This is a genomic window from Pseudomonas fragariae (ex Marin et al. 2024) (assembly GCF_059621105.1).
Genome location: NZ_CM184369.1, coordinates 2,294,286 through 2,313,653, shown reverse-complemented (window position 1 = coordinate 2,313,653; position 19,368 = coordinate 2,294,286). Strand labels below are relative to the sequence as shown.

Below are 19,368 nucleotides of genomic sequence, written 5' to 3'. Positions count from 1 at the left end.
CGCGCGTTCACACGCGCTGGCATGAAAAGCGCCCCTCGGAACGCCTTTTGCTCTTCACGCTACAGCGCTCAGAGTCACACACAAGTCTGGATAAGCCCGGATAAAAGGCCTGAAACCGTACGTGCAGACTGGACACAGACCTGTGGGAGTGAGCTTGCTCACGAAGACGATGCATCCAACCCCTATTTCCTGGGAGCTATACCGGCCTCTTCGCGAGCAAGCTCCCACAAGACTTATGTATAACCATGAGGGCTGTAGCGCGAGGATGCAGTTCGCGGCGCACTGCGTTGCGAACGCATAGAGGACGCGGAGTGTCCCGAACGGCATGCCAACGCAGTATCGGCACGAGAGTCGGTTACAGTTGAGTGTGGCAATAGATAAAAACAGAAAGGAGGGGTTTTCAAACCCCTAAAAAACAAAAGGGCCATTCAATAATCGAATGACCCTTGGTCCCGCAGAGCGGGAAATCGTGGCGTCCCCTAGGGGACTCGAACCCCTGTTACCGCCGTGAAAGGGCGGTGTCCTAGGCCACTAGACGAAGGGGACGCAAAACCTTCAGTCAGGTTCATCGAACGATGAACCCTGGCAAAATTGGTGGAGCTTAGCGGGATCGAACCGCTGACCTCCTGCATGCCATGCAGGCGCTCTCCCAGCTGAGCTAAAGCCCCGGATTTACGCCTCTCGGCGGAGATCAACCTTCCGGCATCACTCGGTGAAACTGGCGTCCCCTAGGGGACTCGAACCCCTGTTACCGCCGTGAAAGGGCGGTGTCCTAGGCCACTAGACGAAGGGGACAAAACCTTCTCGTAAAGCAAACGGTCGCTGGATCCGCTTGTTTCACATCATTTCAGAGCAGTGTAGCAGCACTCTGAAACGCTAAATTTGGTGGAGCTTAGCGGGATCGAACCGCTGACCTCCTGCATGCCATGCAGGCGCTCTCCCAGCTGAGCTAAAGCCCCACATCAGTGGACGGGGCGCATATTAAGCGTGAGTGACAGGGCTGTCAAATTTATTTTCTACAATCTGCAAACTTTTTTGTCGGTAATACAACCACTTACCATTCAACCCCCGGAAAACCGGGGGCGACTCACAGGAACAGGTAACGCCTCAGGCGATAGAGCCCAGAAGCTTTTCCCATTCCTTGTTTTCTTTCTTGGAAACGCCACCGAGCAAATCGAGGGCCTGACGCAGCCGGAAGCGGGTCAGGTCCGGACCGAGGATTTCCATCGCATCGGTCACCGACACCGAGTTGGCCTGGCCGGTGATCGCAGCGAACATCAGTGGCATGGCATCACGCAGCTTGAGTTCGAGATGCTCGACCACGGCCTGGATGCAGCCCATGATCCGCTCCTTCTCCCACTGACGCAGCGATTCCAGCTTCCACAGGATCAGCTGCATCACCTGACGCACCTGCTCCGGGGACAGTTTCTTGTGCTCGAACAGCTTCACATCAGGCGTGACGCCACCTGCGAAGAAGAAGCCGGCCAGCGGTGCGACCTGACTGAAGGTCTCTACCCTGCCCTGCACATGCGGTGCAATCTTCATCATGTAGTCAGGATTCAGCGCCCAGGTCTTCAGACGCGAGGCGAACTCCTCGACCGGCAGATCACGCAGCCATTGGCCATTGAGCCAGGAAAGCTTCTCGATATCGAAGATCGGCCCGCCCAACGAAACACGCGACAGGTCGAAGTTGTCGACCATCTCCTGCAGGGAGAACTTCTCGCGCTCGTCAGGCATCGACCAGCCCATGCGCCCCAGGTAGTTGAGCATCGCCTCGGGCATGAAGCCCATGCGCTCGTAGAAGGTCACCGAGGTGGGGTTCTTGCGCTTGGACAGCTTGCTCTTGTCGGGGTTACGCAGCAGCGGCATGTAGCACAACTGCGGCTTGTCCCAGCCGAAGTATTCGTACAGCAGGATCAGTTTCGGTGCCGATGGCAGCCATTCTTCACCGCGCAGTACGTGGGTGATGCCCATCAGGTGGTCATCGACGACGTTGGCGAGGAAGTAGGTCGGCAGGCCGTCGGTCTTCATCAGGACCTGCATGTCCATACGGTCCCACGGGATTTCGACTTCGCCACGCAGCATGTCAGGTACTACGCAGACACCTTCGGTCGGCACTTTCATGCGGATAACGTGTGGCTCGCCGGCATCCAGGCGGCGCCGAACCTCTTCCTTGGAGAGCAGCAAGGCACGACCGTCATAGCGCGGGGTTTCGCCCTTGGCCTGCTGTTCGGCGCGCATCTGGTCGAGTTCTTCGGCGGTGCAGAAGCACGGGAAGGCATGGCCCATGTCGACCAGTTGCTGCGCGTATTTCTGGTAGATGTCGCCGCGCTCGCTCTGGCGGTAGGGACCGTGAGGACCACCGACGTCGGGGCCTTCGCTCCAGTCGATGCCCAGCCAGCGCAGTGCGTCGAAGATCTGCTGTTCGGACTCGCGGGTAGAGCGCAGTTGATCGGTGTCTTCAATGCGCAGGATGAACTCGCCGCCATGCTGTTTGGCAAAGCAGTAGTTGAACAGCGCGATGTAGGCCGTGCCGACGTGGGGGTCGCCTGTGGGCGATGGCGCGATGCGGGTACGAACGGTGGTCATGGAAAATCCCGAATGAGGTCGATCAAGCGCGGAATGTTAACAGGCCGGGGGCATGGGGCTCCAGCACGGGCAATGTGATTGCGTTCGCGCTCCGCGCTCAGCGCTGCTCACAGGGCCCGATGGGTGCTGAAAAAAGGCTTCAAGCCACGATAGTTCTCGTTCCGCACGCTCCGCGTGGGAATGCAGTTCGTGACGCTCTGCGTCACAAAGCGGTTCTGCGATGTCAGGTGGATTGAGGTTCGGCTCAGGTCACCTTTTCGCCCCTCGGCGACCTACTTTGATGGGGCCAAAGTAGGCAAACCCCCTCGCTCCTGTTTCCGGCCCGACTTCGTCGGGTTCCTTCGCCCTGACACTGATCCGGGGGTCGCCGCAACGGACCATCCATGGTCCGGTGCGGCTAGCCTGGCGTCCTGCCAGGCTACCCCCGGATCAGCGCCAGGACTCAGCCGTCACTTACGTCGCACTCTGCGTCGTCTGTGCCATCACGGTCAAAAAGCACTTTAGGGCAATTTGGCTAAAGGCACGGCTCGGGAGTTGATGACTATCGTTCCTCACGCTCCGCGTGGGAATGCAGTTCGTGACGCTCCGCGTCACACGGCAGTTCTGTCAGGTGGATTGAGATTTGACAACGGCATGCCAACGCAGAGCATTGGCACGATGATCAACGCGGATTGACGCGAGAGTCGGCTAGCCAATCAAACCGCCAGCAAGCGCTCGCGCAGTTTGCCGATTTCGTCGCGCATCTGCGCAGCGGCTTCGAATTCCAGGTCGCGGGCCAGTTGGTACATTTTTTCTTCCAGTTGGCGAATGCGTTTGTTGATCTCGCTCGGCGAGCGCAGTTCGTTCTCGTAGCGGGCGTTTTCTTCGGCGGCTTTGGCCATGCCTTTGCGCTTCTTGCTGCGCGAGCCAGGCACGGTGGCGCCTTCCATGATGTCGGCGACGTCCTTGAATACGCCTTTGGGCGTAATACCGTGTTCCAGGTTGAAAGCGATCTGCTTCTCGCGACGTCGCTCGGTCTCGCCGATGGCGCGCTCCATCGAGCCGGTAATCCGGTCGGCATACAGAATCGCCCGGCCGTTGAGGTTCCGTGCGGCCCGGCCAATGGTCTGGATCAGCGAACGGTCGGAGCGCAGGAAGCCTTCCTTGTCGGCATCGAGAATCGCCACCAGTGACACTTCAGGCATGTCCAGACCTTCGCGCAGCAGGTTGATGCCCACCAGCACGTCGAACGTCCCCAGTCGCAGGTCACGGATGATTTCGACACGTTCCACCGTATCGATGTCCGAGTGCAGGTAGCGCACCCGCACGCCGTGGTCACTCAGGTAGTCGGTCAAATCCTCGGACATGCGTTTGGTCAGCGTGGTGACCAGTACCCGTTCCTCAAGCGCAGCACGCTTGTGAATTTCCGACAGCAGGTCGTCGACCTGAGTCAGCGCCGGACGAATCTCGATCTGCGGGTCCACCAGGCCGGTCGGACGCACCACTTGCTCGACGATACGCCCAGCGTGCTCGGCCTCGTAGTTACCCGGAGTCGCCGAGACGAAAATGGTCTGCGGGCTGATCGCCTCCCACTCATCGAAGCGCATCGGCCGGTTATCCAGTGCCGACGGCAGGCGGAAGCCGTACTCGACCAGGGTTTCCTTGCGCGAACGGTCACCTTTGTACATCGCGCCGACCTGCGGCACGCTGACGTGGGATTCGTCGATCACCAGCAAGGCATCGGGGGGCAGGTAGTCAAACAAGGTTGGTGGCGGCGCACCGGACGGACGGCCCGACAGGTAGCGCGAGTAGTTTTCGATACCGTTGCAGTAGCCCAGCTCGAGCATCATTTCCAGATCGAAACGGGTGCGCTGCTCGAGACGCTGGGCTTCCACCAGTTTGTTCTGGCTGCGCAGGTATTCAAGGCGCTCCTGCAGCTCGACCTTGATGTTTTCCATCGCCTCGATCAGCGTTTCGCGCGGGGTAACGTAGTGGCTTTTCGGATAGAAGGTGAAGCGCGGCAGCTTGCGAATCACCTCGCCGGTCAGCGGATCGAACGCCGACAGGCTTTCGACCTCGTCATCGAACAGTTCGACCCGGATCGCTTCCAGATCGGATTCGGCCGGGTAGATGTCGATCACGTCGCCGCGCACCCGGAAGGTCGCACGGGCAAAGTCCATGTCGTTACGGGTGTATTGCAGATCGGCCAGGCGGCGCAGCAAGGCACGCTGATCGAGTTTGTCGCCGCGATCGATGTGCATGACCATGCGCAGATAGGTTTCCGGACTGCCCAGACCGTAAATGCACGACACCGTGGTGACGATGATCGCATCCTTGCGCTCCAGCAGCGCCTTGGTCGCCGACAGGCGCATCTGTTCGATGTGGTCGTTGATCGACGCATCCTTCTCGATGAAGGTGTCGGACGACGGCACATAGGCTTCGGGCTGGTAGTAGTCGTAGTAGGAAACGAAGTACTCCACGGCGTTGTTCGGGAAAAACGCCTTGAATTCGCCATACAGCTGCGCGGCCAGGGTCTTGTTCGGTGCCAGCACCAGCGTCGGACGCTTGATCTGGGAAATCACGTTGGCGATGCTGAACGTCTTGCCCGAGCCGGTCACCCCGAGCAAGGTCTGGTGCGCGAGCCCTGCGTCGATCCCTTCGACCAGTTGGCGAATGGCCTCGGGCTGATCGCCGGCTGGCTCAAAGCGGGTAACGAGCTGGAACTCGGACATAACTGACCTCTTGAATGGTGCGCGTGTGACGGGTTCGCGTGAATCTTTCCGCGACCTGACCGCCTCGACGGCACAACTGGAAATATTCGTCGGCGCATGACGGCGCGCCATGACGAAATCATCGCAAACAGCCGTTCCCGCCGGGAAGCAGGCGTGCGATGTTTTGAAGTGATGGCTAATAGATGGAGTCATATATCAGCCTTTCAAGGCATCCACTTAAAGCATTGAGGTTTTAACCGAACGAACGTTCTACAAATATGCGCAAAAACCTGTAAAAAACCCGCCCTGCACTGTCGATCACCGAGGGGATGCTCTCTATACTACGCTCTGTTTGCGCACCGCTTTGGCGCATCGAGCCTCAGCGTGTCCCCTTCCCACTCTTCACCAAGAGCCGCCGCACCATGAGCCTGTTTTCCGCTGTCGAAATGGCACCCCGCGATCCGATCCTGGGTATCAACGAAGCCTTCAACGCCGACACCCGCAGCACCAAGGTCAACCTTGGCGTAGGCGTCTACTGTGATGAAGACGGGCGCATTCCCCTGCTGCGCGCCGTGGCCGAAGCCGAGAAGGTCCGTGTCGCCCAGCATGCTCCGCGTGGCTACCTGCCGATCGACGGTATTGCCGCCTATGACCAGGCCGTGCAAAAACTGTTGCTGGGCGCTGATTCGCCGCTGATCGCCTCGGGCCGCGTGCTGACCACCCAATCGGTCGGCGGCACCGGCGCACTGAAGATCGGTGCCGATTTCCTCAAGCAGCTGCTGCCCGATGCCGTCGTCGCCATCAGCGACCCGAGCTGGGAAAACCACCGTGCGCTGTTCGAAACCGCAGGCTTTGCGGTGCAGAACTATCGCTACTACGACGCTGCCACTCACGACGTGAACCGTGCCGGCATGCTCGAAGACCTGCACAACCTGCCGAACAACTCGGTGGTGGTGTTGCACGCCTGCTGCCACAACCCGACCGGCGTCGACTTGAGCCTGGATGACTGGAAAAAAGTGCTGGAAGTGGTCAAGGCCAAGGGCCACGTGCCGTTTCTGGACATGGCCTACCAAGGCTTCGGTCAGGGTATTCAGGAAGATGCGCTGGCAGTGCGCCTGTTTGCCGAGTCGGGCCTGACCTTCTTCGCCTCCAGCTCGTTCTCCAAATCGCTGTCGCTGTATGGCGAACGCGTCGGCGCGCTGTCGATCATCACCGAATCGAAGGAAGAAACCACTCGCGTCCTGTCCCAGGTCAAACGCGTGATCCGCACCAACTACTCCAACCCGCCGACCCACGGTGCGATCATCTCCGCTGCGGTGCTTAACGACCCGACGTTGCGTGCAATGTGGGAAGAGGAACTGGGCGAAATGCGTCTGCGCATCCAGGGCATGCGCAAGGCGATGGTCGAGCGTCTGGCTGATAACCCGGCCGGTCAGGACTTCAGCTTCGTCGCTCGTCAGTGCGGCATGTTTTCCTACTCCGGCCTGACCGCCGAACAGGCCCAGCGCCTGCGCAGCGAGTTCGGCATCTACGCGCTGGACACCGGCCGTATCTGCGTGGCCGCGCTGAATCAGAAGAACATCGACGTAGTGTGTGACGCGATCAAGCAGGTTCTTTAAGTTTTAAGCTGCAAGCTGCAAGCTGCAAGCAAGAGCGGTTCTGCTTTTTCTTGAAGCTTGTAGCTTGTAGCTTGTAGCTTGTAGCTCCCAGCTCCCAGCTCCCAGCTCCGCTGGGCACTTTCCATCGAACGATCTGAAAAAACCTGCCTCGAAACTCTGTCAGCACATTTTCTGAACCAGATATCGAGGTACTCATGTCTATCGAACCGCAACGTCAGAAAGAACCGACGCCAAATCAGGACGCACCTGCCAGCCCGGGCCCGGACCGCAACGATCCGGCAATCGAGCCGCAAGTCGGGGACGTGAAACCCGAGACTGAAAAGGGCAATGGCCAGAGCCAGGGCCAGACGCCTTCCCCCAGCCAGTCACAGACTCAGTCGCAGAGCCAGTCAACCAGCGACAGCGCCTATGTGCCTGACCATGAGCCGGAAGAAAAAACCGAGGACTTACGCAATCATCAGCCAACCACGGGTGTTGACGCCGACATCGATACACCCGGCGGCTGATTCCCGGCAAGCGCATTTGGGCCGCATGGCCCAAACGCTTTTCTTGCCTCTTTCAGCGATTGGCCCCCTCGCTTATCACCTGCACCTCATACGCAGGATCAGCCTTGATCTGCTGTTCAGTGAACGGCAACGCCTGCCACCGCTTTTTTGAAAACGCCTCAGTCTGGTCGCTTGAATGGGCTGACTGTGGATTGCTCGACTCCGAGAACGCCAGTAGACCCTGCGCCTTGGGGCCCTGCTCGTCGAACGTCACCACCTGCAGGTAGCTGGTGCCACTGACCACCTCGCGCTTGCCGTCCTTGCCAGCGATTGTCTGCATGGCGTTGTAGACGCCCAGCCCGGCCGGCCCGCCGTGAATCGGGATCTGCTTGCCGCTGATGCTGGAGACCTGAATGTTGCCCCATTTACTGCCTGCCGAGAGTCCTGCTTTGGCCACTTCATCCACTGCGGCCAACATGGCAGCGCGCAATGCAGTGGCGACCTGAGGGTTCTCAATCGCCAGCCCGCTCGGCGTGTGAACCGGGTCCTGCGGGTCGAACGCGACGCGCCAGCGTGAGGCAACAGCTTGCATGGACGTCATGATCTTCTGGAAGTACACGAAGCCGATGCCACTGTTCAGGTCAGCGCGCCCGTCCCAGTCTTTCAGTGCAGCGCACAACGGTGCCAGACGGGCAGCGTCGTCACCCAGCTCCGAGGCGCAGAATGTGAGCAGATCCGGCAGCACTTGCACGGCCTGATAGACCTCGTTGTCCATGACCATCGCTTGCAGGTTCTCGACGCTGATCTTGCCCGCCGTCTTCAGGCTGCCCAGCCGATCCAGGGCAAAACGTGCACGTTGGCCGAGCGGCTGGCCGTCCTGGCTGATCAGCGGCGAAAAGCCCTGCAGCGGCGCAGCGGGATTGACCATCCACGCCGAATCGTTGGAATGCTGCACGAAATCGGTCCGCAGCAACTGCGGCTGGCGCGAGGACGGATAGATGCCGGCTTGTGCTGCCTCTGCGGAGACCTCCCAGTTGCATTCACTGCGCGAGCCGTCGAGCACGATCAGCTCTGTGCCGATGCGCGGATCACTGCATCGGGCAAGCCTGGCGGCATCAACGTTCGGCACCACCGAGAGGTTCATGTACAGCGCCTGCCCCTGGGCATCCACCGCCAGGGTGTTGACCCACGGGATGCCCTGGATCTTGTGTACCGAATCCTGAAACGCCTTGAGGCTGTCGGCCTTGTCCATCGCATACCACTGCTGCAACACCCGATCATTCTGCAGATTGGCATCGCGCAGGCTGTAGGCGAATTTGCTGTCCCAGTCCAGCTTGCCCGGCCACTGCACCACCGGACCGAACCGGGACGAATAGACGATGCGTGGCACCGACTTCAGGCTGCCATCCGCTTGCTTCACGTCGACACTCACCTGCTGCTTGCCCATGGCAACCGATTGGCCGTCCAGCAGGTAACGGGTGGAATCCTTCGGGTCGAGCTGCAGGCGATGCAGCGTGAAGTGTTTCGACGTGTCGACGGTATGGCTCCAGGCCAGATGCCGGTTGAAACCGATATTGATCAGCGGCAGGCCCGGCAACGCTGCGCCCATCACATCGAGCTTGCCGGGAATGGTCAGGTGCATTTGATAGAAACGCATGCCGCCGCCCCATGGGAAATGCGGATTAGCCAACAGCATGCCGCGTCCGTTGGCGGACAGCTCGCGTCCTATTGCCACGGCATTGCTGCCGCGTTCCAGAGCAAAACGCTGGTTACGCGCAGCGGCCAGTTGCAGAGCCTGAGCCTGCTGAGCATCGACCTGCAGTGGCTTCGGCAGCGCAGGCGGCGTAGCACCGGCCAGCGCTTCGGCAAACTGCCCAACGCCCCCCTCGACCAGCAGGCGGCGGGTCAAACGCAGCAGATCATCGGTGCTGATCGGTCGAACCCACTCGGCCGCACAGGGTTGCGGCAGGCCTTGGGTGGTCTGCTCGGCCAGCGAACGGTTGTAACCGGCGACATAACCCTGCATCAACTGGCGAATCTCCAGCGGCTGCGCATTCCAGAAATCCGCCAGTGCCTGCGGCGTATTGAGCCACTGGAACAGCAGGTCGCTGGCCATGTTGTTGCGCTGCTCAAGAGTCGTCTTGTCCGGGCCGAAATAGCGCGAGCGCTGACCATTGACGGTGATCACCTCATTGGCCAGCAGGCACAGGTTGTCCTGCGCATAGGCATAACCGATGCCGTAACCCAGACCGCGCTCATTGGCGGCAACGATATGCGGCACGCCAAAACCGGTACGCCGGATCTCGGCCCTGGCCGCCTGATTTCCAGGCTCAACCAAGGCCTGCGCGGGCAAACTCACAGCGAACGAAAGACCTGCAAACACATAACTGCACAGGGGTCTGGAAATAATCACGCTGACTCCAACTCGACAAGACGACCCGAATTAGCCGCTCCCGTTAAACGAAACACGGACGCTGATGTTTAGCCGAAGCGGACAACCCGTGATCGACGCTAAATTCCTGCCGGCACGCCTCGTTTAAAGGGCAGCTCTCGTGGCCGTCGCACCGACCGACTGATATCCCAGCGCAGGAATCTGCATGAAACGCTCTCGACATCCTCGACGCGCCCTCCTGGTGGCGCTGTGCCTGTTCCCGGTCATTGCCGTATGCGCCTGGCAGATCCTGCCCGACAGCAAAAGCAGCGCCGCAACTGTGACGGTGACCCGCGGCACGATCGAAAACAGCGTCACGGCGTTGGGTACCCTGCAGCCGCGCAGCTACGTGGACGTGGGCTCGCAGGCCAGCGGGCAGATCATGAAAATCCACGCCCAGGTCGGCGATCAGGTCAAGGAAGGCGACTTGCTGGTCGAAATCGATCCTTCGACGCAAAAAGCCAAGCTCGACGCCGCACGCTACGCCATCGACAACCTCAAGGCGCAATTGCAGGAACAGCGTGCGCTGCACGAACTGGCCGAACAGAAGCAGCAGCGCCAGAAGCGCCTCGCCGCAGGCGGTGCCACGCGGGCCGAGGACGTGCAGGCTGCGGAATCGGAATTTCGCGCCACCCAGGCACGGGTCGACATGTTCAAGGCGCAGATTCTCGAAGCCCAGGCCGCCCTGCGCAGCGACGAAGCAGCGCTGGGCTACACCCGTATTTTCGCGCCCATGAGCGGCACAGTGGTGGCCCTCGACGCACGTGAAGGCCAGACGCTGAACGCACAACAACAGACGCCGCTGATTCTGCGCATCGCCCGCTTGTCGCCGATGACGGTCTGGGCCGAGGTCTCGGAAGCCGATATCGGCCATGTCAAACCCGGCATGACTGCCTATTTCACCACCCTGAGCGGCGGCAACCGGCGCTGGAGCAGCACCGTGCGACAGATCCTGCCAGTACCGCCCAGGCCGCTGGATCAAGCCAATCAGGGCGGCGGCAGCCCGAGCAGTGCGCGCAAGAACGGCGGTGGCCGGGTGGTGTTGTACACCGTGCTGCTGGACGTGGATAACAGCGATCAGGCGCTGATGGCAGAAATGACCGCGCAGATATTTTTCGTCGCCGATAAAGCCGAGAACACACTTACCGCGCCACTCGCGGCGTTGCGAAACGGAGCGCAGACCGATCGGCAGACCGCCCAGGTGTTGTCTGCCAATGGCGAGGTGCAGAACCGTCAGGTACGCACCGGCATCAGCGACCGCCTGCGCGTGCAGGTACTCGACGGCCTGAATGAAGGTGAGCGCCTGCTGGTGCCCGCCTCTGTCGGCAGCGGGGGCTGAATGCGCACGCCGCTGATCGACCTGCGAGGCATTCGCAAATCCTACGGCGGAGGCGACAGCCCGCTGGTCAACGTGCTGCGCGGCATCGATCTGTCGATTCATACCGGTGAGTTCGTGGCGATTGTCGGCGCTTCCGGGTCCGGCAAGTCGACGCTGATGAACATCCTCGGTTGTCTGGACCGTCCAACCTCGGGCGAATACCTGTTCGCCGGAGAAAACGTCGCCGCGCTGGGCAGCGACGAACTCGCCTGGCTGCGCCGCGAGGCATTCGGGTTCGTGTTTCAGGGCTATCACCTGATTCCGTCCGGCTCGGCCCAGGAAAACGTCGAGATGCCGGCGATCTACGCCGGGACGCCCGCCGCAGAGCGTCATGCCCGAGCCGCCGCCCTGCTCGACCGGCTGGGCCTGGCGTCGCGCACCGGCAATCGGCCGCACCAGTTGTCCGGCGGCCAGCAGCAACGGGTGTCCATCGCCCGCGCCTTGATGAATGGCGGGCACATCATCCTCGCCGACGAGCCCACCGGTGCGCTGGACAGCCACAGTGGCGCGGAGGTCATGACTCTGCTCGACGAACTGGCGAGCCAGGGCCATGTGGTGATCCTCATCACCCATGATCGCGAAGTGGCGGCGCGCGCCAAACGGGTCATCGAGATCAGCGATGGGCTGGTGATCAGTGATACGGCTCAAGATGCTTCTGACGTGCAGCGCTCAGTCAATCCAGCCGCGCTGCAGGCGGTCGACCTGCGCAAGCGTCTGAGCGAAGGCAGCGGCAGCCAAAGCGCCTGGCAAGGCGAACTGTTCGACGCGATTCGGGCGGCGTGGCGAGTGATGTGGATCAACCGCTTCCGAACCGCGCTGACCTTGCTGGGCATCGTCATCGGCGTGGCGTCGGTGGTGGTGATGCTGGCTGTCGGCGAAGGCAGCAAACGTCAGGTGATGGCGCAGATGTCCTCGTTCGGTTCCAACATCATTTACCTCAACGGCAAGGCGCCCAACCCGCGTGCGCCCAAGGGCGTCATCACCCTGGAGGAAGTCGCTGCGCTGGGCGAGTTGCCCGAGGTGAAAATGATCATGCCGGTCAACGGCGGCCAGGCCGGGGTGCGCTACGGCAACCTCGATCATTCCAGTTACGTCGGCGGTAATGACACGCACTTTCCGGCGATCTTCAACTGGCCGGTGGTGGAAGGCAGTTATTTCAGCGAGGCTGATGAGCAGAACGCAGCCGCCGTGGCAGTGATTGGTTACAAGGTTCGCCAAAAACTGTTCGGCGAGCAGAGCGACCCTGTCGGCCAGTACATCCTGATCGAAAACGTGCCTTTTCAGGTGGTCGGCGTGCTGCAGGAAAAAGGCGCCACATCGGGCGATCTGGACAGCGACAATCGCATCGCCATCCCCTACTCGTCGGCCAGCATCCGCCTGTTCGGCACACAGGACCCCGAGTACATCACCATCGCCACCCGCGACGCCAACAACGTCAAACAGGCTGAACAGTCGATACGCAACCTGCTGCAACAGCTGCATCACGGCAAACAGGATTACGAGCTGACCAACAACGCCGCGATGATCCAGGCCGAAGCCCGCACCCAGAACACCCTGTCGCTGATGCTCGGCTCGATTGCCGCCATTTCCTTGCTGGTCGGCGGTATCGGAGTGATGAACATCATGCTGATGACGGTGCGCGAACGCACCCGTGAAATCGGCATCCGCATGGCCACCGGCGCGCGGCAGAGCGACATCCTGCGGCAGTTTCTCACCGAGGCGATGATGCTTTCCGTGGTCGGCGGGCTGGCCGGTATCGTGCTGGCGTTGGGCATGGGCGCAGCGCTGCTGCTGAGTAAGGTGGCCGTGGCGTTCACCCTGCCGGCCGTGGCCGGGGCGTTTGTCTGCGCCCTGATCACCGGCGTGACCTTCGGTTTCATGCCGGCCCGCAAGGCTGCCCGCCTCGACCCGGTCGCGGCCCTCACCAGTGAATGATCGATCAATGAAGCCGAGTCTCTCCGTTTTGACTGCCTGTCTGTTGCTGAGCGCCTGCCAGACACCCGCCCCGCCGCCGGACAGCGGCATCCAGCCACCGGCAAGCTGGGCGTTTGCCGAAAACGCCGCCGCGCAGCGCAGCGACGTGCGTTGGTGGCAGCAGTTCGGCAGCCCGCAGTTGAATCGCCTGATCGAACAGGCCAGCCGCGACAGCCACGAAGTCGCTGCGGCGATGGCGCGGGTTCGTCAGGCACAGGCCAGCGCCATCATCGGCGGCGCGCCCTTGCTGCCGGAACTGGCCTTTGACCTGCGCGGCGAACGTAACCGGTTCCTGCGCAACAGCGACCGCAAGGCCAACCCTTCCGACGACAACAACACCAACAATTTCACCAGCGACCTGACCGCCAGCTATGAAGTGGATTTCTGGGGCGGCATCGCAGCGGGACGCGACAGCGCACTGCAAGGCCTGCGCGCCAGCCAGTTCGATCAGGCGACCGTGGAGCTGACCCTGCTGGCCAACGTCGCCGACCGCTATGCGCAAACCCTGGCGGCGCGCGAGCAAGGGCGGATTGCCGAGCTGAATCTGGCCAACGCGCAAGACGTGCTGCGCCTGGTGCAGACCCGCTATGAATCGGGCTCGGCAACGGCACTGGAGCTGGCACAGCAGAAGAATCTGGTTGCAACCCAGCAGCGTGAACTGCCCCGCGTTCAGCAACTGGCCAACGAGCAGTTGATCACCCTGGCGGCCTTGCTCGGTCAGCCGGTGCAGAATCTGCACCTCGCGGATCAGCCCTTCGACACCCTGAACTGGCCGGACATCGGCGCAGGTGTACCGAGCGAGTTGCTGACCCGCCGCCCTGATCTGGCCAAGGCCGAGGCTGACCTGGCAGCGGCACAGGCCAATGTCACCGTCGCCCGCGCCGCCATGCTGCCGAAACTGACCCTGAGCGCCAGGCTGGGCACCGAAAACACCCGCGCCGAAGACTGGCTGCGTGCACCGTTCAGCAGCCTCGCTGCCGGGCTGGTGGGGCCGATCTTCAACAATGGCCGCCTGGCTGCCGAGCGCGACAAGGCCACAGCGCGTCAGGAGGAACTGCTGGAAACCTATCGCGGCGCGATCATCAACAGCTTCGCCGACGTGGAAAAAGCCCTGAACAGCATTGGCGGCCTGGATCAACAGCGCTACTGGCACGAAGAAGAACTCAAACAGGCACAAACTGCCTTCCGCATCGCCCAGAGCCGCTATCAGGAAGGCGCCGAGGACCTGCTCACCGTACTGGAAACCCAGCGCACGCTGTACCTGGCGCAGGATGTCAGTGTGCAACTGCGGCTGGCGCGCCTGCAGGCGAGCATTGCGCTGTACAAGGCACTGGGTGGGAGCTGGCAGGTGCACTGAGCGCCACGCAAGGAACGATAATCCCGACTACCGTGCTGAAGCACTGCGTCGGTCTGCGCGAACAACTCATTATCGTGCGACGCTCTGCGTCGCATGCCGTTCTGGACGCTCTGCGTCCTCTTGCGACGCAGAGCGTCGAGACCTGCATTCCCACGCGGGAGCGTGCGGAACGATAATCCCAACTACCGTGCTAAAGCTCTGCGTCGGTCTGCGCGAACACCTCATTATCGTGCGACGCTCTGCGTCGCATGCCGTTCTGGACGCTCCGCGTCCTCTTCCGCCACAGAACGTCATGGACGGCACTCCCAAGCCGGAGCGCTGGGAACGATAACCTCCAATGCCGTTGGTCAGAACCACCTGTCCGGCAACAAATTCCTGGCATACCACGGCCTGCGGGGCACGCGGCGTAGCAGGTTGCTCAGTTTGTCATCCGCGGCGAACGTGATGCGCAGCGCCAGCTTCATGACTTCCGGGTCCATTTCCATGGTCGTGCCTGCGGCCTGGCCGGGCACGGTGCTGCAGCCGTGGGTGTCCGGCCCCAGCCACGGGTCGCTGACGTTCACCCAGCGGCCTGGCGCAAACCACGGCACGCCGTTGACTTCCAGGCGCTTCACTTCACCCGGATGGAAGCGCTCGTGGGCGCGGAACCAGTCCTCTATGCGGTCGTCGATCCAGCCGTGGAACATCCAGAACACCGGGTTCACGTGCGATGAAAACGGGTCGGCGAGAAAGTCGTTTTCCGGCTCGAACCAGCGCTCGGCAAAATCATCCGAACGACGTGCCATCGGCACCGGCTGGCCGTTGGCCGGGTCGCGGGCCACCGAGGCCCAGCGCATGTGCAGCCAGTCGTGCAGTTCCAGCTCGACCTGCGAACCGAACTGCCCCAACGTCAACTTCGACAAGAAGCGCGGATCGCGATACTGCGACTCCCAGACCTGAAAATGCGTATGAAACGTCTCGTGGCTTTTGATATCGCTGACCAGCTGGGTGTATTCCTCGTCACCGTGCGCCAGCCAGTTGGGCGGCAGAGAACAACCGTCGTGATTGTCGAAATAGCGGGCAAAGCCCAGGCGGTCGCGCTCCAGCTCAGGCTGCGGCAGTGGAAAGCGCGGCCATGACGGCAAGTCCTGAATCCTGCGTGCCTGGATCAGCATGTGCCGATGCATATAAAAGAAGTCTTCACCCGAGCCGTTGCGGTCCTTGTGCGGGCCACGCGCATCGCGCTCATGCTCACGCGGGCCCGGCTGCCAGCCAATGCCGCGCAGGGCGTCACGCTTGTCTTCGGGCAGTTTGTGCCATTTGTCTCGCGAGGCATGCCAGAGCTGATGGAACAGACGATGCTCCCTGGACACCAGCCAGGCCAGAAACGGCGGGCTCAGACCGACCCTTTCCCGCGCCTCTGGAAACACCTGCTTGATCGCGATCAGACGGCTTTCCAGTTCCGGCAGGGCCAGCGCTCGGTCCAGACGTTCGATACGCCCGCTCAGGGTGCCGCTGCCTGCGTTACCGAATGCGCCCCAGACTTCATCGAGGGTCAGGCTGAATTCGTAATCCGGGTTGTCGCTGTGCGGGTCATTGCCGGCATGGCCGTCCATGACCCGCAGGTAGAGTCTTGCGGCGTTGGCCGGTTGCAGATCGCCAATCACCCGAAAACGCGGCAGTCCATCGCTGCGCAATCGTTCGGCCGTGTCGATATAGCCGCGCAGGCCGCGACCGCGCGGGGCAATGTCGAGAAACATTTCCAGGCCTTCGAGCGGCGCACCGCTCAGCCCGGCATCGCGCCCCTCGAAACGCAGGGTCCACACCCCGCGCAGCTTGTCGGCCAGGCGCTGAGTGGCGGTATCGGCAGGCCCCGCCGTCGCTTCGCCCGGCGTTTCGGGCAGGTCGACCCGGGTGAGTTCCCGATGCGCGTAATACGCTGCCGGAACTGCCGCACCGGTCAGCGCCAGCCCCGCTATGAACCCTCGTCGAGAAATCGTCATTACCCTACCTGTTCCAGCCCCGAGACAGCCGTTATCCAAGCTAGAACGTAAACCCGGCAGACAAATTTAGCGCTGCACACACATCCATGACCCCGCGCTAAATTTATCGGCGATCCGCTCGTTCTCCACCAGATAGCAACAGCCGTCGCAGGCTGCGCAACGGTTAACCACACGAGACGGAAATGACAAGACCGCGTTGGAAAAAAGCTCTCTTCATCGGCCTGCCGCTGGCCCTGGCCATCAGTGCAGGTGCAGGCTTTCTGGCCTGGAATTACTGGTCGCCAGCAGGCTACCCGGTCAAGGTTATGCAACAGGCCGACGACCTGCAGGAGCGGATCATTTCCTTCGACAGCCACATCACCGTGCCGATGAAATTCGGCAGCGAGGGCAACGAAGCCGACAAGGACGGCTCGGGGCAATTCGACCTGGTGAAAGCCGCGCGCGGACGCCTGTCCGGGGCTGCACTGACGGTATTCGGCTGGCCGGAGATCTGGAACGGCGACAACGCCCCGCATCGTCCGACACCTGGTTTCGTCGACGAAGCACGCCATCAGCAGGAAGTGCGTTACAAAATCATCACCGGCATGGTTCGCGACTTCCCCAATCAGGTCGGCATCGCCTACACCCCGGACGACATGCGCCGCCTGCACGGCGAAGGCAAGTTTGCCATATTCATCAGCATGCTCAACGCTTACCCGCTGGGCAATGACCTGAGCCTGCTGGACCACTGGACCGCACGCGGCATGCGCATGTTCGGTTTCAGTTATGTCGGCAATAACAGCTGGGCCGACTCTTCACGTCCCCTGCCCTTTCTCAATGACACACCCGACGCACTGGGCGGCCTGTCGGAGATCGGCAGGCAGGCCGTGCAACGCCTCAACGATCTGGGCGTGATCATCGACGTGTCACAGATGTCGAGCAAGGCGCTGCAACAGGTCAGCGAGCTGAGCCGCACGCCGATGGTCGCCTCGCACTCGGCGCCGCGTGCGCTGGTGGGCATCCCGCGCAACCTCAGCGACGAGGAACTGCAGCTCATCAAGCGCAGCGGCGGCGTGGTGCAGATCGTGGCGTTTCCGGCCTATTTGAAGCCGCTGAGCCAGAAGACCCAGGACAAGCTCAACGCGCTGCGCAAGGACTTCGACCTGCCACCGCTGCCGAACCTGGCCATGGCACTGATGCCCGGCGACCCGATCATCACCGTCTGGCCGGAACAACGCTTCGGCGCCTATGCCAGCAAGCTGTATGCGATTCTCGAAGAAGAGCCCAAAGCCACGGTCAAGGACTTCGTCGACGCCATCGATTACACCGTCCGCAAAATCGGCATCGACCACGTCGGCATCAGCTCCGACTTCAACGATGGCGGCGGCGTGAAAGGCTTCAACGATGTCAGCGAAATCCGCAACGTGACGGCCGAACTGATCGAGCGCGGCTACGCCGAGGCGGATATCACCAAGCTCTGGGGCGGCAATTTCCTGCGCGTCTGGGAGCAGGTTCAGGCTGCTGCCCGTCCGGATGTGAAGCACATGAATCTCTCAAACGCCGCTACCCGACCCTCAGGCGCAGACGCTCATGACTGATCGCAGAACCTTCCTCAAACAGGCCGGGCTGCTCGCGGCAGCCCTGCCCTTGGGCTCCGGCCTTGCAACGGCGGCCATGACACCAGCCGCTCAGCCGGCCTCCATGGATAAATGGACGCGCCTGAAACAGCTGTTCAATCAGGACCCGGACTACGTTCACCTCTCCAATTTTCTGGTCACCTCGCACCCTGCACCGGTTCGCCAGGCCATCGAACAGCATCGCGCGCATATCGACCGTAATCCCGGTCTGGCCATGGACTGGGACCTGGGAGAGACCGAGCGCCGCGAACACGAGGTTCGCGTCTGGGCGGGCAAGTACCTGAACGCCCAACCCGGCCAGATCGCCCTGACCGGCAGCACCACTGAAGGCCTGGCAATCATCTACGGCGGTCTCCATGTGCGCCCGGATCAGGAGATTCTGACCACCGAACACGAGCATTCCTGCGTCCGCGATATCCTCAAATTCCGTCAGCAGCGCGACGGCACGCAGGTGCGCAAGATTCGCCTGTTCAAGGACCCGGCGACCGTCTCGGCCGATGAAATCATCGGCTCCATCGCGCGCAGCATTCAGCCGAAGACGCGGGTGCTGGGCATGACCTGGGTGCAGTCCGGCAGCGGCGTGAAACTGCCCATCGCGGCCATCGGCGATCTGGTCGAGGAACACAATCGCAACCGTGACGACCAGGAGCGCATTCTCTACGTGGTCGACGGCGTGCATGGCTTTGGCGTCGAGAACCTCGATTTCCCGGAGATGAGGTGCGACTTCTATGTCGCCGGCACCCACAAGTGGCTGTTTGGCCCGCGCGGCACCGGCATCGTTTGCGCCCGCTCGGAACAGGTCAAGGACCTCACGCCGCTGATCCCGACGTTCTCGGAAGCCACCGGTTTCAGCACGATCATGACGCCCGGTGGCTACCACTCGTTCGAACACCGCTGGGCGTTGAACGAGGCCTTCAAACTGCACCTGCAACTGGGCAAGGCCGATGTGCAGGCACGCATTCACCAGCTCAACAGTTACCTCAAGCAGCGCCTCAAGGCTCAGCCCAATGTCGAGCTGGTGACGCCGATGGACCCTGCGCTGTCGGCGGGCTTCAGCTTCTTCCGGCTCAAGGGCCAGTCGTGCGACGACGTGGCGGCCTGGCTGATGGAGCAGCGCATGGTCGTTGACGCGGTGAGTCGCGACGTCGGCCCGGTGGTGCGCACCGCGCCAGGGCTGCTGAACAGCGAAGCCGAAATCGATCGTTTCATGACGCTGCTCGCCCGGCGCGCCTGACACAAACTCACCG

General features: G+C 61.7%; 11 protein-coding genes and 4 tRNA genes. 7 read left to right on the top strand and 8 right to left on the bottom strand.

What is annotated here, in order from left to right; all coding sequences use genetic code 11:
* Window positions 1-470: 470 nt before the first annotated feature.
* The 6 genes from AC54XV_RS10205 to uvrB all read right to left on the bottom strand — a co-directional run bounded on the left by AC54XV_RS10205 (window position 471) and on the right by uvrB (window position 5,300).
* Window positions 471-546: transfer RNA gene (locus AC54XV_RS10205), tRNA-Glu, on the bottom strand.
* 46 nt (window positions 547-592) lie between these two features.
* Window positions 593-668: transfer RNA gene (locus tag AC54XV_RS10200), tRNA-Ala, on the bottom strand.
* A 51-nt stretch (window positions 669-719) separates the two neighbouring features.
* Window positions 720-795, bottom strand: a tRNA-Glu gene (locus AC54XV_RS10195).
* A gap of 88 nt (window positions 796-883) precedes the next feature.
* Window positions 884-959, bottom strand: a tRNA-Ala gene (locus AC54XV_RS10190).
* Window positions 960-1,107: 148 nt separating this feature from the next.
* On the bottom strand, window positions 1,108-2,589 hold the full coding sequence (gene gltX / locus AC54XV_RS10185; RefSeq protein ID WP_496718523.1) for a glutamate--tRNA ligase: 1,482 nt from the start codon (window positions 2,587-2,589) through the stop codon (window positions 1,108-1,110).
* 695 nt (window positions 2,590-3,284) lie between these two features.
* Window positions 3,285-5,300: an excinuclease ABC subunit UvrB gene (gene uvrB, locus AC54XV_RS10180; RefSeq protein ID WP_003345654.1), complete on the bottom strand. Its 2,016-nt coding sequence runs from the start codon at window positions 5,298-5,300 to the stop codon at window positions 3,285-3,287.
* A gap of 401 nt (window positions 5,301-5,701) precedes the next feature.
* On the opposite strand from uvrB, the gene AC54XV_RS10175 reads away from it, so the two are divergent.
* Together AC54XV_RS10175 and AC54XV_RS10170 are read left to right on the top strand one after the other, a co-directional pair.
* Window positions 5,702-6,898 (top strand): amino acid aminotransferase, encoded by a 1,197-nt coding sequence (locus tag AC54XV_RS10175; protein WP_003407696.1) that lies wholly within the window; start codon window positions 5,702-5,704, stop codon window positions 6,896-6,898.
* A 194-nt stretch (window positions 6,899-7,092) separates the two neighbouring features.
* The gene (locus AC54XV_RS10170) at window positions 7,093-7,404 is read left to right on the top strand and encodes a hypothetical protein (protein ID WP_003407694.1); all 312 of its coding nucleotides are present in this window, start codon (window positions 7,093-7,095) and stop codon (window positions 7,402-7,404) included.
* Window positions 7,405-7,456: 52 nt separating this feature from the next.
* Here the strand turns inward: AC54XV_RS10170 and pvdQ are convergent, their stop codons facing one another.
* Complete coding sequence (gene pvdQ, locus AC54XV_RS10165; RefSeq protein WP_024650598.1) at window positions 7,457-9,796, bottom strand: bifunctional acylase PvdQ; 2,340 nt, start codon at window positions 9,794-9,796, stop codon at window positions 7,457-7,459.
* A 184-nt stretch (window positions 9,797-9,980) separates the two neighbouring features.
* On the opposite strand from pvdQ, the gene AC54XV_RS10160 reads away from it, so the two are divergent.
* The 3 genes from AC54XV_RS10160 to AC54XV_RS10150 are packed head-to-tail and all read left to right on the top strand — an operon-like array spanning window position 9,981 to window position 14,523.
* Window positions 9,981-11,153: an efflux RND transporter periplasmic adaptor subunit gene (locus tag AC54XV_RS10160; protein WP_011267357.1), complete on the top strand. Its 1,173-nt coding sequence runs from the start codon at window positions 9,981-9,983 to the stop codon at window positions 11,151-11,153.
* Complete coding sequence (locus AC54XV_RS10155; RefSeq protein WP_053275519.1) at window positions 11,154-13,127, top strand: MacB family efflux pump subunit; 1,974 nt, start codon at window positions 11,154-11,156, stop codon at window positions 13,125-13,127. It begins immediately after the preceding gene.
* Window positions 13,128-13,134: 7 nt separating this feature from the next.
* Window positions 13,135-14,523: an efflux transporter outer membrane subunit gene (locus tag AC54XV_RS10150; protein WP_496718520.1), complete on the top strand. Its 1,389-nt coding sequence runs from the start codon at window positions 13,135-13,137 to the stop codon at window positions 14,521-14,523.
* Between the two features lie 347 nt (window positions 14,524-14,870).
* Here the strand turns inward: AC54XV_RS10150 and pvdP are convergent, their stop codons facing one another.
* Window positions 14,871-16,505 (bottom strand): pyoverdine maturation tyrosinase PvdP, encoded by a 1,635-nt coding sequence (pvdP, locus tag AC54XV_RS10145; RefSeq protein WP_236486242.1) that lies wholly within the window; start codon window positions 16,503-16,505, stop codon window positions 14,871-14,873.
* A 182-nt stretch (window positions 16,506-16,687) separates the two neighbouring features.
* On the opposite strand from pvdP, the gene pvdM reads away from it, so the two are divergent.
* Both pvdM and pvdN read left to right on the top strand, forming a co-directional pair.
* Window positions 16,688-18,082, top strand: coding sequence for a pyoverdine-tailoring dipeptidase-like protein PvdM (pvdM, locus tag AC54XV_RS10140; RefSeq protein ID WP_496718518.1), 1,395 nt, complete (start codon window positions 16,688-16,690; stop codon window positions 18,080-18,082).
* On the top strand, window positions 18,075-19,355 hold the full coding sequence (pvdN, locus tag AC54XV_RS10135) for a pyoverdine-tailoring periplasmic protein PvdN (RefSeq protein ID WP_496718516.1): 1,281 nt from the start codon (window positions 18,075-18,077) through the stop codon (window positions 19,353-19,355). Before pvdM ends, pvdN begins: the two co-directional genes overlap by 8 nt.
* Window positions 19,356-19,368 lie beyond the last annotated feature (13 nt).

Excerpts from the sequence above, each read along its gene's own strand:
- pvdM (WP_496718518.1), top strand. The coding sequence starts at position 16,688 with ATGACAAGACCGCGTTGGAAAAAAGCTCTCTTCATCGGCCTGCCGCTG.
- AC54XV_RS10155 (WP_053275519.1), top strand. The coding sequence starts at position 11,154 with ATGCGCACGCCGCTGATCGACCTGCGAGGCATTCGCAAATCCTACGGC.
- AC54XV_RS10150 (WP_496718520.1), top strand. The coding sequence starts at position 13,135 with ATGAAGCCGAGTCTCTCCGTTTTGACTGCCTGTCTGTTGCTGAGCGCC.
- pvdN (WP_496718516.1), top strand. The coding sequence starts at position 18,075 with ATGACTGATCGCAGAACCTTCCTCAAACAGGCCGGGCTGCTCGCGGCA.
- uvrB (WP_003345654.1), bottom strand. The coding sequence starts at position 5,300 with ATGTCCGAGTTCCAGCTCGTTACCCGCTTTGAGCCAGCCGGCGATCAG.
- AC54XV_RS10175 (WP_003407696.1), top strand. The coding sequence starts at position 5,702 with ATGAGCCTGTTTTCCGCTGTCGAAATGGCACCCCGCGATCCGATCCTG.
- gltX (WP_496718523.1), bottom strand. The coding sequence starts at position 2,589 with ATGACCACCGTTCGTACCCGCATCGCGCCATCGCCCACAGGCGACCCC.
- AC54XV_RS10170 (WP_003407694.1), top strand. The coding sequence starts at position 7,093 with ATGTCTATCGAACCGCAACGTCAGAAAGAACCGACGCCAAATCAGGAC.
- AC54XV_RS10160 (WP_011267357.1), top strand. The coding sequence starts at position 9,981 with ATGAAACGCTCTCGACATCCTCGACGCGCCCTCCTGGTGGCGCTGTGC.
- pvdP (WP_236486242.1), bottom strand. The coding sequence starts at position 16,505 with ATGACGATTTCTCGACGAGGGTTCATAGCGGGGCTGGCGCTGACCGGT.